The 11616-nt window shown below is 68.1% G+C and carries 12 protein-coding genes, 1 other RNA gene and 1 riboswitch; of the genes, 8 read left to right on the forward strand and 5 right to left on the reverse strand.

What is annotated here, in order from left to right; all coding sequences use genetic code 11:
* Positions 1 to 61: 61 nt before the first annotated feature.
* The gene (locus AC5P5M_RS16880) at positions 62 to 685 is read right to left on the reverse strand and encodes a hypothetical protein (RefSeq protein WP_053518907.1); all 624 of its coding nucleotides are present in this window, start codon (positions 683 to 685) and stop codon (positions 62 to 64) included.
* 237 nt (positions 686 to 922) lie between these two features.
* Positions 923 to 1068, forward strand: a riboswitch (FMN riboswitch).
* Positions 1069 to 1142: 74 nt separating this feature from the next.
* On the opposite strand from AC5P5M_RS16880, the gene AC5P5M_RS16885 reads away from it, so the two are divergent.
* The 5 genes from AC5P5M_RS16885 (at position 1143) to thiL (ending at position 5030) form a co-directional block, all read left to right on the forward strand.
* Entirely contained in the window at positions 1143 to 1754 is a 612-nt protein-coding gene (locus AC5P5M_RS16885) for a riboflavin synthase (RefSeq protein ID WP_495206175.1), read from the forward strand.
* Positions 1751 to 2851, forward strand: coding sequence for a 3,4-dihydroxy-2-butanone-4-phosphate synthase (ribB, locus tag AC5P5M_RS16890; RefSeq protein ID WP_053516472.1), 1101 nt, complete (start codon positions 1751 to 1753; stop codon positions 2849 to 2851). Before AC5P5M_RS16885 ends, ribB begins: the two co-directional genes overlap by 4 nt.
* Before the next feature lie 146 nt (positions 2852 to 2997).
* Entirely contained in the window at positions 2998 to 3465 is a 468-nt protein-coding gene (gene ribH / locus AC5P5M_RS16895; RefSeq protein WP_010481977.1) for a 6,7-dimethyl-8-ribityllumazine synthase, read from the forward strand.
* Positions 3462 to 3941, forward strand: a complete 480-nt coding sequence (gene nusB / locus AC5P5M_RS16900) for a transcription antitermination factor NusB (protein ID WP_128989124.1) — start codon at positions 3462 to 3464, stop codon at positions 3939 to 3941. Before ribH ends, nusB begins: the two co-directional genes overlap by 4 nt.
* Before the next feature lie 126 nt (positions 3942 to 4067).
* Positions 4068 to 5030, forward strand: a complete 963-nt coding sequence (thiL, locus tag AC5P5M_RS16905; RefSeq protein ID WP_053516470.1) for a thiamine-phosphate kinase — start codon at positions 4068 to 4070, stop codon at positions 5028 to 5030.
* A 72-nt stretch (positions 5031 to 5102) separates the two neighbouring features.
* Here the strand turns inward: thiL and AC5P5M_RS16910 are convergent, their stop codons facing one another.
* The 3 genes from AC5P5M_RS16910 to AC5P5M_RS16920 form a co-directional block, all read right to left on the reverse strand.
* The gene (locus tag AC5P5M_RS16910; RefSeq protein ID WP_263177332.1) at positions 5103 to 6488 is read right to left on the reverse strand and encodes an FAD-binding oxidoreductase; all 1386 of its coding nucleotides are present in this window, start codon (positions 6486 to 6488) and stop codon (positions 5103 to 5105) included.
* Positions 6489 to 6585: 97 nt separating this feature from the next.
* A complete protein-coding gene (locus tag AC5P5M_RS16915) occupies positions 6586 to 6954 on the reverse strand; it encodes a YraN family protein (RefSeq protein ID WP_065182806.1) in 369 nt (122 codons plus the stop codon).
* Positions 6944 to 8665, reverse strand: coding sequence for a penicillin-binding protein activator (locus tag AC5P5M_RS16920; RefSeq protein WP_128989130.1), 1722 nt, complete (start codon positions 8663 to 8665; stop codon positions 6944 to 6946). The genes AC5P5M_RS16915 and AC5P5M_RS16920 overlap by 11 nt, the downstream gene beginning before the upstream one ends.
* Positions 8666 to 8746: 81 nt before the next feature.
* Between AC5P5M_RS16920 and rsmI the strand changes: the two genes are divergently transcribed.
* On the forward strand, positions 8747 to 9565 hold the full coding sequence (rsmI, locus tag AC5P5M_RS16925) for a 16S rRNA (cytidine(1402)-2'-O)-methyltransferase (RefSeq protein WP_053516466.1): 819 nt from the start codon (positions 8747 to 8749) through the stop codon (positions 9563 to 9565).
* Positions 9566 to 9652: 87 nt separating this feature from the next.
* Positions 9653 to 10004, forward strand: an RNA gene (rnpB, locus tag AC5P5M_RS16930) — RNase P RNA component class A.
* A 51-nt stretch (positions 10005 to 10055) separates the two neighbouring features.
* On the opposite strand, the gene AC5P5M_RS16935 is transcribed toward rnpB, so the two are convergent.
* Complete coding sequence (locus AC5P5M_RS16935; protein WP_065175816.1) at positions 10056 to 10844, reverse strand: NRDE family protein; 789 nt, start codon at positions 10842 to 10844, stop codon at positions 10056 to 10058.
* 324 nt (positions 10845 to 11168) lie between these two features.
* Here AC5P5M_RS16935 and mraZ point away from each other — a divergent pair, with 324 nt between their 5' ends.
* Positions 11169 to 11615: a division/cell wall cluster transcriptional repressor MraZ gene (mraZ, locus tag AC5P5M_RS16940; RefSeq protein WP_004143635.1), complete on the forward strand. Its 447-nt coding sequence runs from the start codon at positions 11169 to 11171 to the stop codon at positions 11613 to 11615.
* Position 11616: the final 1 nt, after the last annotated feature.

The following is an 11616-nucleotide window of genomic DNA, read 5'->3' on the forward strand; positions in this document are numbered from 1 at the left end:
TGTCCGAAAAAAAACGGGCCCCTTGCGGGGCCCGTTCGATCGCACGACGAGGATCGGGCAATCAGAAGCTGGCGCGGACGCCGGCCGAGAACTGGGTGACATCGCGCTGGCCGGAGACTTCTCCCACCAGGCCCCAGGTCGGGGTGAAATTGATCTGGCCACCGACGGTGCCGACCCAGGTGCCCTTGAAGTCGTTGCCGCCATCCATGTAGCCGGCCTTGGCCCACGCTTCGGTCTTCGGCGAAGGCTTGCCACGCACGCCCATGGTGGCGCGGGCCAGGTTGGTGTGATCCTTCAGGTGTTCGCGGCCGAACAGATCCGATTTCACGGTCAGCTCGGCGTTCTGGCGCACCCAGGCGATGTCGGCGGTGTAGTCCAGGCGGTCCGTCCACGGCATGTGGTAGCCGATGCCCAGCTCAGGCTGGTCCAGTTCGAACTTGGCCGACGCACCGGTGAAGTGGTAGCTCTTGCTGGTACGCGACCAGCTGCCGAACACGTGCACCTGCTCGGCCAGCGCGAACGAACCGCGCACGTAGCCGCCGTCAAGCTTCGGGTCGTTGAAATCGCTGTCGTCGGTCTTGACCTGGGTCCAGCCACCTTCGACGTAGGTGTAGCTCAGCCCTTCGGCGGCCGAGGCCAGCGGAGCGACGGCCAGCAGGCTGGCGATGATCAGGAGCTTGCGCATGGGAATTCCTGTGAATTGCAGTCCATTGGCGGGCGCGCCGGAGACGCAGCCCGTGGCGACCTCATGTCGTCCGCGGCGAATTTTAATGAAAGTTTTACAAAATGCGAGAGACAGCCGTCACAGGCTGGGCAGGCTTGGGGTCAGATCCGTTTCCCGCCGGGAAACGGCTGCGGCCCCGGGCATCCCACCCCGTTCAGCCCGGGCTGGTACACTGGCCACGCCGGTTCGCCGGTATACAAACGTCTTCAGGGCGGGGTGCAACTCCCCACCGGCGGTAGGTGCGCAAGCACGAGCCCGCGAGCGCCCCGGCCCACGGCCGGGGGTCAGCAGATCCGGTTCAAGGCCGGAGCCGACGGTCATAGTCCGGATGAAAGAAGACGGTGCCACAGGGCTCATGCCCTGCGCGTGCCTGTTTGCCTTGCGGCGTTTTTCGCTCACATCCTGCGGAGAACGTTACTTGTTTACTGGAATCATCGAAGGCGTCGGCCGTCTGGCCGCACGCGAGTCCATCGGCGGCGATGTCCGCTTCACCTTCAATGTCGGCAACCTGCCGTTCGATCACGTGCAGATGGGCGAAAGCATCGCCATCAACGGTGTCTGCCTGACGGTCATCGCATTCGACCCCAACAGCTTCCAGGCCGATGCCTCCACCGAGACGCTGGGCCTGACCACGCTGGGCCAACTCGAGCAGGGCGCGGTCATCAACCTCGAGCGTGCCATGCGCCCGACCGATCGTCTGGGTGGGCATCTGGTCAGCGGCCACGTTGATGGCCTGGGCCAGGTGCTGTCCATCCACGATGACGCGCGCGCCCAGCGCTGGCGCTTCGCCGCGCCGGCCTCGCTGCTGCGCTACATCGCCAAGAAAGGCTCGATCTGCGTGGACGGCGTCAGCCTCACCGTCAACGAAGTGGACGAGGAAGGCTTCGAGGTCGCGCTGATCCCGCATACCGTGGCCAACACCGCCTTCTCCGCCTCCGGCGTGGGCAGTGCGGTGAACCTGGAAATCGACCTGGTCGCCCGTTATGTCGAACGTCTTGTTGGCGGGCACCTGCAGGGAGGCGCAGCATGAACTTCGCGCCGATCCCTGAGATCCTGGAAGACATCCGCCAGGGCCGCATGGTCGTCATCGTCGATGACGAGGACCGCGAGAACGAAGGCGACCTGATCATGGCTGCCGAGCTGGTCAAGGCCAGCGACATCAACTTCATGGTCACCCACGGCCGTGGCCTGGTGTGCCTGCCGTTGACCCGCACCCGCGCCGCCGACCTGGGCCTGGCGCCGATGGTGCAGGCCAACACCGCGCAGTTCCAGACCAATTTCACCGTCAGCATCGAAGCGGCCGAGGGCGTGACCACCGGCATCTCCGCCCATGACCGCGCGCATACCATCCGCACCGCGGTGAAGCCCAACGCGCGGCCGTCGGACCTGCACCAGCCCGGCCACATCTTCCCGCTGATCGCCCAGCCGGGCGGCGTGCTGACCCGCGCCGGCCACACCGAGGCGGGCGTGGACCTGGCCATGCTGGCTGGGCTGGAACCGGCCGGCGTGCTGGTGGAGATCCTCAACCCGGACGGCAGCATGGCGCGTCGCCCGGAGCTGGAAGTGTTCGCCCGCGAGCACGGCCTGAAGATGGGCTCCATCGCCGACCTGATCGCCTACCGCCTGGCCACCGAGAAGACGGTCGAGCGCGTTGATGAGCGCGACATCGATACCGAGTTCGGCCCGTTCAGGCTGGTGACCTACCGCGACCGCATCGCCCACGACCTGCACTTCGCCCTGGTCCGCGGCACTCCCGACGCTGGCACGCCTACGCTGGTGCGCGTGCAGGTGGAGAATCCGCTGGCCGACCTGCTGCACTGGCGTCGTGACGATTTCGGCGTGGCCGCCACCGACGCGCTGCGTGCGATCGCCGCCGAAGGTGCCGGCGTGATGGTGGTGCTGTCGGCGCCGCGCGATGGCGAGGCGCTGCTCGCGCGCCTGCGCCAGCAGCCCGCACCGGTGGTGCCGGGCAAGGACAAGGATGTGGGCCAGTGGCGCCGCAATGGCGCCGGTGCGCAGATCCTGTCCGATCTGGGTCTGGGCAAGCTGCGCGTGCTGGGCACGCCGCGCCGGCAGATCGGCCTGGCCGGCTATGGCCTGGAAGTGGTGGAGACGGTGGCCCTGTAACGGTCGCCCCGTGGGGTCGGAGGCCGCGGTGCGGGATCCGACCCCGGTAGCGCCGGGCCATGCCCGGCGGATGCCAGGCCCCCGCCAACCACGGCCGGGGCCCATCCACGCTAGAATTACCCCTTATCGAGTCCCCCAAGCCGCATATGAGCCACTACGAAGGCGATCTTCGCACTCCCGAGTCGGCGCGCTTTGCCATCCTGGCCAGCCGCTGGAACGCCCGCATCACCGATACGCTGGTGGCCGGCGCACGCCAGAGCCTGGCCGGCAACGGCATCACCGAAGCCAACATCGACGTGATCCGGGTGCCGGGCGCCTGGGAACTGCCGCTGGTCGCCGCACGCCTGGCCGCCGCCCATGAACACGCCGCCATCCTCACCCTCGGCTGTGTGATCCGCGGCGACACCCGTCATTACGAACACGTGGCCGACCGCTGCGCCGAAGGCCTGATGCGCGTGCAGCTGGATTTCGGCGTGCCGGTACTGAACGGCGTGCTGGCGGTGGAACGCGTGGAAGATGCCGAGGCCCGCGCCGGCGGCAGCCATGGCAACAAGGGCGAGGAAGTCGCACTCGCCGCATTGGAAATGGTCAATCTTCTGGAGCAGCTGCCATGAACAAGAACACCCAGGGCAAGCCCTCCGGTAAACCCGTCCGCCGCGATGGCATTGATCCGGTGCTGCGCTCGCGCGCGCGCCGTCGTGCCGTGCAGGCCGTCTATGCGTGGCAGATCTCCGGCGGCAACGCACAGTCGCTGATCGCCCAGTTCGCGCATGAGCAGGCCCGCGAGATCGCCGATCTGGCGTACTTCGAGGCGCTGATGCACGGCGTGCTCGACAACCGCACCGACATCGACGAAGCGCTGGCCCCGTATCTGGACCGTGGCATCGAGGAAGTCGATGCCATCGAACGCGCTGTGCTGCGCCTGGCGGCGTACGAGCTGCGCTACCGCCTGGACGTGCCGTACCGCGTGGTGATCAACGAGGCCATCGAATCGGCCAAGCGCTTCGGCTCCGAACACGGCCACACCTACGTCAACGGTGTGCTGGACCGCGCCGCCGTGGAATGGCGCAAGGTCGAATCGGGCCACTGACCCGATCGCTGTAGAGCCGTGCCCTGCCTGGCTTGCCGCGCAGGGCAGGGTTGCGTCCGGTAGTGTGGCGCGTGATCGAACTGCAGCCGCGCATGGCCCGGCTGCTACATAAGAGCAGAACGCCCCATGTCCCTGGCCGAATTCGCCCTCATCGACCGTATCCGCGCCCGCACCGCCGAGCGCGATGACGTGCTGCTCGGCATCGGTGACGATGCCGCGCTGCTGCAGCCGCGCGCGAATGAACAGCTGGTGGTGACCGCCGATACACTCAACAGTGGCGTGCACTTCCCGGTGGAGACGCCGGCCTTCGATATCGGCTGGAAGACGCTGGCGGTCAATCTGTCCGATCTTGCGTCGATGGGCGCGCGACCGGCCTGGTGCACCCTGGCGCTGTCATTGCCGGAAACGTCCGAAGACTGGATCGAGGCATTCGCCGATGGCTTCTTCGCATTGGCCGACCAGCATGACGTCGCGCTGATCGGGGGTGACACCACGCGCGGACCGCTGTCGTTGTCTGTCACCGCGATGGGCCAGGTGGGCCGTGGTCAGGCCCTGCGCCGCGACCGTGCACAGGCCGGCGATGACATCTGGGTCAGTGGCACGCTGGGGGATGCGGCAGGTGCGCTGCGCCTGTGGCAACAGGGGGCGCTGAACGTGGCCACGGCCACGTTGCTGGCCGATTACGAAAGCCTCCGCCTGCGCCTGCTGCGGCCGACGCCACGCGTGACCCTCGGCCTGCGCCTGCGTGCCTTCGCGCATGCGGCAGTGGATGTGTCCGACGGACTGCTGGCCGATCTGGGCCACATCGCCCGCCGCAGTGACGTGGCAGCGCATGTCGATACCGATGCGTTGCCGATCTCGCACGCGCTGCGTGAGCTGCTCGGCCGCGATGGCGCGCGCGACTGTGCATTGCGTGGCGGAGACGACTACGAGTTGTGCTTCACCGCGGCCGCCGATCAGCGCGACGCACTGCATTACCTCGCCGAATCGCTGGACCTGCCGCTCACCCGCATTGGCCGCATCGCCGAAGGGCAGGGCGTGCACGTGGATGGCGAAGTGGCCGACGGTGGTTATCAGCACTTCGCCTGACGAATGAGAACGCCGGGCATGGCCCGGCGCTACCGTCCTGACACGGACGGCGTTCATGCACAGGGCGGCGCCTCATGCAGGAGGCAGCACCTTGCCCGGGTTGAGGATGCCATCCGGGTCCAGCGTGGCCTTGATCGCGCGCATGGTCGCCAGCGTGGCGGGAGTGAACGCCTGCGCCATGAAATCGCGCTTGGCCAGGCCAATGCCATGTTCACCGGACAGTGTGCCGCCCAGCGCCAGCGTCAGCGCGAAGATCTTCGGCAGCGCCGCATGCGCTCGCGCGCTCTCATCGGCATCGTCCGGGTGGTACAGGATGTTGACATGCAGGTTGCCGTTGCCGGCATGGCCGAAGGTGACGATGGTCAGGCTGTACTCGCCTGCCAGCGCCTGTACCCCGGCAACCAGGTCGGGAATGCGCGATACCGGCACCACCACGTCTTCGTTGATCTTGCCGGGTGCAACGCTGCGCAGCGCGGGCGACAGTGCCTTGCGCGCCGCCCACAGCTGGTCGCGTGCGCGGCCCTCCATCGCTACGTCCAGTTCCATCATGCCGTCGCCTTCGGCAGCGCTGGCCAGCGCCTGCAGCAGGTAGGGCAGGGTGTCGTGGTCGCCATCGGCCTCGACCAGCAGCATCGCGCCGGCCTCCGGTACGTCGGCGCCATTGAGGCGCAGCAGCTCCAGGCTGCGCGCGTCCATGAACTCCAGGCGGGTCGGTACCACTGGCTGCGACATCAGCCGCGATACCGCGGCGGCGGCGGCATCGGCATCGCGGTACAGCACGCGCAGTCCGGCCTGCGCGACCGGCAGCGGCGTCAGCTTCAAGGTAGCTTCCACGATCAGCGCCAGGGTGCCCTCGCTACCCACCAGCAGGTGGGTCAGGTCGTAGCCGGTGGCATCCTTGGTATAGGCACCACCGCAGCGGATCACCTCGCCGGTGCCGGTGACCGCGACCAGCCCCAGTACGTTGTCTCGGCTGGTGCCGTACTTCACCGCGCGTGGGCCACCGGCATTGCAGGCGAGATTGCCGCCGACGCTGCAGATCTCCGCGCTGGACGGGTCCGGCGCCCAGAACAGCCCATGCGGTGTCAGCGCCTGCTGCAGGGCGCCGTTGAGCACGCCAGGCTGCACCACCGCGCAGCGATCACCGGCACGGATCTCGACGATGCGATCCATGCGGGTGAACGACAGCACGATGCTGCCCGGCAGGGGCACCGCCGCCCCGGTGGTACCGGTGCCCGCGCCACGCGCGACCAGGGCCACGCCGTGCACACGGCAGGCGCGGACCAGCGCCTGCACCTGTTCGGTGTCGGCCGGCAGCGCGACGGCGGCGGGGCGTTGCCGGCGCCATGAGTTGTCCTGCGCATTCGCCTCCAGCGCGGTGTCATCCATGCGCCAGCCCTCCGTACCCAGCAGGGCGGACAGTTCGGCAACCAGGGCAGCGGGCAGGGCAGGGCTCATGTTGGATCTCGTGGAACAACCGGTACGGAGTGGATGGCCTTACAGGCGGCCTCTGCGCCGGGCATCGGCACGGCAGCGTGGGTGATGATCGAGGGCATCAGCAGTCGTCCAGCCGGAATGCGTCGCGCAGCCAGTGCAGTTGTGGCGGTTCGCCGCTGGCCTCGACCACGTCGAAGCGGCAGGGCGCATCGGCCAGTGCAGGATGCGCCTGCAGGTACAACTGTGCGGCCTGTACCAGGCGCCGGCATTTGCGGGGGTCGACCGAGGCGGCAGCGCCGCCGAAGTCGCTGCGCGCGCGGTACCGCACCTCCACGAAAACCACGGTACCGGCGTCGTCCATCACCAGGTCCAGTTCACCGCTTCGATAACGGACATTGCGCGCGCGTGGCTGCAGCCCGGCCTGTTGCAGGTGCAGCTCGGCGGCGGTTTCCACCGCCGAGCCCCGCTGCGTGCGCTCAGCGACCACCGACGATCGGCATCGGCCGGCCGCCGCTGAAGGTCGACCACGCCGGCTGGCGCAGGATGTTGCCATTGCCATCGAGGAACAGGGTGCCGGTGGCGCCTTCCAGGCCGCCTTCGTTGGCCAGCTTGTCCAGATAGCTGCTGATCTTCCACGCGTCGGCGCCGAAGGCGAACAGGCGGCCGGCGGCACCGCGCGCGCTGGGCAGCGTGCTAGCGACCTGGCTGGCCGACGGCAGGCCGGAGACACTGCGCACGTTCCAGGCTTCATTCGGGTAGACGATGCCGTCCAGTGCCACGTCTTCCTCCACCTTGCCGCTGCCGATGGTCAGCTGGGACGTGCCGACGCGGGTGGCGCCGCCGACACCGGCCAGCGCCAGCTGCGGCGCGAGCAGCCGCGCCTGCGGAGCGCGCACGGCGAGAAACACAGCGTCGACCTGGCCGGCATTGCGCACCTGGGCGCCGACATCGCCCACCGCTTCAGGGACCGATACCGTGGCGGCCACCTGGCCACCGCGCTGGGTGAAACGCTGGGAGAAGGCCGCGGCGGCGCGGCGGCCGGTATCGTCGCTGCTGCTGATGACCAGGGCGCGATTGCGCTCACGGCCGCGCAGGTATTCGGCGGCGACGATGCCGTCGTCTTCCGGGGCGAGCGAGAAGCCGGCGCTGCCGGCCGGCGGTGAATCCTTGCCACGGTTCAGCGCCAGCACCGGCACCTGCAGCGGCTGGCGGCCGTATACCGCATCCACTTCATCGCGGCCCAGCGGGCCGACGACGAAGTCGGCACCGGAGGCCACTGCCTTGTCGTAAGCAGCCAATGCACCGGCCGGCGTGCCGGCGGTATCGAAGAAATTGATGTCCGGGCGGCGGCGCGATTCGCCGTAATAGGCGGCGAGCAGGCCATCGCGCACCGGCTGTGCCGCGGTGGCAAGGCGGCCACTGAGTGGCAGCAGCACGGCCAGCTTCGCCGGCGGGCGGTAGCCATCGCTCATTGCCGGCGGGCGCTTGCTGGTATCGAACTGGGCGGCACCGTCGCGGTCGAACGGACGCGGAAGCGGCAGGCCGCGGGCGATCAACGCACGGCCGGCGAAGTTGTACAGCGGATCGTTGGCCGGCAGCGCGGCGGCACGGCTGCGCAGGGTGGCATCGTCGAGGGTGCCGAGCAGGCCTGAAATGGCCGCCTGGTTCTCGTTGCGCGCGCTGCCGGTGAGGCCGGCCTGCGCGCGTGCGCGGTCGCTGGCGGCGCCGAAGGCATCGCCAGTGGCCTGCAGGGCCTGGGCACGGGCGAGCAGCCAGCGCGTGCGCAGGCCGGGTGCGACGTTGTCGCCATTGTCCTTGAGCAGGGCCAGCGCCTGTGCGGGTTGCTTGTCAGCCAGTGCCAGCTCGGCGCCGGTCAGCTGGTAACGCTGCAGGCTGGCACCGGACAGCTGGCGGGCGCTGAGCTGCCCCAACAGGCTGCGCGCGCGGGTGCTGTCGCCGGCCAGGTGCCACGCCCAGGCTGCATCCGCCAGGGCATTGCTGCGCGCGCTGCCGCGCAGGGTGGCCGCCAGGCCCTCCAGCTGCATCGCGGCGTCGCGCGGCTTGCCCTGTTCGATCAGCGCCAGCGCCTGGCTCTGGGCCGGCGATTCGGGCGCGCTGGTGAAGCTGGTGGTGGCACAGCCGGCCAGGAGCATCAGCGACAACGAAAGGGCGGAGATGCGTGCGGCGGGCTTGTTCATGATCGGGTCCATGCGATGAGGGCAGCGGCCTTGGCCAGGTACACGCTAGGATTCTACCCTTGCCCCGTGAGTACCGCTGAAATGAGTGTCCCCACCCTGTATGTCGTCGCCACGCCGATCGGCAACCTGGCCGATCTGAGTCCGCGCGCACAGGAGGTGCTGCGTTCGGTAGCGGCGATCTGTGCCGAAGACACGCGGCGCAGCGGCCAGCTGTTGTCCCATTTCGGCATCCAGCAGCCGCTGGTGGCGCTGCACGAGCACAACGAAGACGCCCTGGCGCAGCGACTGGTCTCGCGCCTGCAGGCGGGCGAATCGCTGGCGCTGGTCAGCGATGCCGGCACGCCGCTGGTCAGCGATCCCGGCTTCCGCCTGGTACGGGCCGCGCGTGCGGCGGGCATCCGGGTCAGCCCGGTTCCGGGTGCCTGTGCCGCCATTGCCGCGCTCAGCGTGGCCGGCCTGCCCAGCGATCGCTTCAGTTTCGAGGGATTCCTGCCGGCCAAGGCCAGCGGGCGCCGCGACCGGCTGCAGGCGCTCGCCGGCGAGGTGCGCACGATGGTGTTCTACGAATCCTCGCACCGGATCGCCGAGTCCCTGGCGGACATGGCGGCGATCTTCGGCGGTGAGCGGCCTGCGGTGCTGGCGCGGGAGCTGACCAAGCTGTTCGAGACGGTGCTGGATGGCGATCTGGCGGCCTTGCTGGCAACGGTCGAAGCCGACGAGAACCAGCGCAAGGGCGAGTTCGTGGTGATGGTGCAGGGGGCCGGCGACGACGAGGAAGCGCAGCTGGCCCATGGCCGTCGCGTCTACGCCACATTGAGCGAGCACCTGCCGCCGTCGACCGCCGCCAAGCTGGCCGCCGAGCTGACCGGCGCACCGCGCAAGGCGTTGTACGGCCGGTAGCGCCGGGCCATGCCCGGCGTGCGCGTCGCGCGGCATCGAACAGCCACCGGGCAGGAACCACCCGCGTACGGTAGAATGCGCGCTGGCGGAGCCGGCCAGACAGTCGCGTCATCCCTTGCGGGGTGCCGAGGAAAGTCCGGGCTCCACAGGGCAAGGTGCCAGGTAACGCCTGGGCGGCGCAAGCCGACGGAAAGTGCAACAGAAAGATACCGCCTACGTCTTCTTCGGAAGGCCGGTAAGGGTGAAATGGTGCGGTAAGAGCGCACCGCGAGTCTGGTAACAGACCGGCACGGCAAACCCCACCTGGAGCAAGACCAAATAGGGATCCTTTGGCGCGGCCCGCGTTGGATCCGGGTAGGTTGCTTGAGCGTTGCGGTGACGTAACGCCTAGAGGAATGACTGTCCACGACAGAACCCGGCTTATCGGCCGGCTCCGCCTCCATTCACCTGTGTAGCGCCGGGCCATGCCCGGCGGCATCCTGCCCGCCGTTCAGAAGTCGATGCGGCTTCCGGCGACGAATACGCCCTGCGGCCCGAAGCGGCGTTCATGGATCTGCCCGTGGCCATCACCATCGATCAGCAGCACGGTGCTGGCACGGGTGCCGTAGTCGTCGCCGCGGATGAAGGCCGGGCTCAACCAGCGCTCGCGTTCCAGTCCGATGCCGGTGTCCGGCAGGTCACTGTCGGCAGGCCGGTGTTCGTCGGCCAGCGCGGTCCATAGCGGGGTCAGGTCCGGGGTCAGGTCCCTTTCGCTTTGCGAAGGAGATCTGACCCCGTCTTCTTCCAGCCAGGCCGTCAGCGCGGCCATCAGCCGCTGTGTCTTCGGCCAGGGGGCATCCAGTGCACCGTTGGACATGCCATGCACGCCCGGCCCCAGGCGCTGCCGTTCGGCAGGGTGGTTGCCCAGATACTCCAGGCTGTCGCTATCGGCCAGCAGCAGGTTGAACGGGGCGTAGGCGCCGGCCACGGCCGCCAAGCGGTCGATATGCACTGCGGCCGGGTCGCGGCCACGCAGGAAGTCGGCCACCAGCGCGCCACGCGAGGGACCGGTCTGGGCGGCCAGCGGATCGCGCACATTGGTGACCACCGCCATCCGGCCGCCGGCACCGACGCCGGCCCAGCCTCCTCCGGAGCGGAGGTCGCGCCCGCCGATGACGGAGGTCTCATCCTGCCAGCGGGCCAGCGCCGCAGTGGGGCGGGCGTGGAACTCATCACGGTTGCCGGTCATCACCAGCCGCCAGCGCGGATGGTGCATCCAGCCAAGAGCAAGCAGGCACATGACGTCATTGTGCCCGGTTTGCGCAGTCTGGCGCCGCTTTCAGCCAGTTCCCGATGAATGCGGGGGCGATGTTTCACGCCCCCTGCACAGGCCTGAACTTCCGTTCAATCTCAAAAATTGAGACGGATCAGCAACTTGTGGATAAGCCTTGAACAATTCTCTAAAGGTTGCTGCAAGCCATTGATGTGGCTGGCGATTTCCCTGCGGAAAAGTTGTTGACAACCCTTCGCTCGCTGCTAAGGTGGGCATCAGAGGGAAATCCGGGTGTTTTGTGGGTTTTCGTGGTTCAATGTTTCACCGGGCGAAGGACAAGGTGCAGGCGTCGTGTTTCAGGGCGAGACGGCCATCACAGTTGACGACAAGGGGCGCATGGCGGTTCCCACCGCTTACCGCGACCTCGTCGCGCGCGCCAGCAACAACCGTCTCGTGTTGACCTACAACCCGTTCGAAGCCGGCTGCCTGTGGCTGTATGCCGAGTCCGAATGGGAGCGGGTCCGCGACGATGTCATGTCCAAGCCCAATACCCAGCGCGTCGTGCGCCTGTTGCAGCAGAAGCTGGTCGGCTCGGCCGCCCACCTGGAGCTGGACGGCAACGGTCGTATCAGCATTCCCGCCAGCCACCGCGGTGCGGTGGGCATAGAAAAGAAGGCGGTATTGCTCGGTATGGGCGACAAGTTCGAATTGTGGAGCGAGCAGGCGCATCGTGCCCTGATCCAGCAGACGTTGTCTGACGAGGATCTGGGCGATGGGTTGCTCGACCTGAAGTTGTGAG

This window comes from Stenotrophomonas sp. YJH_SMC_106-19, from assembly GCF_059368375.1.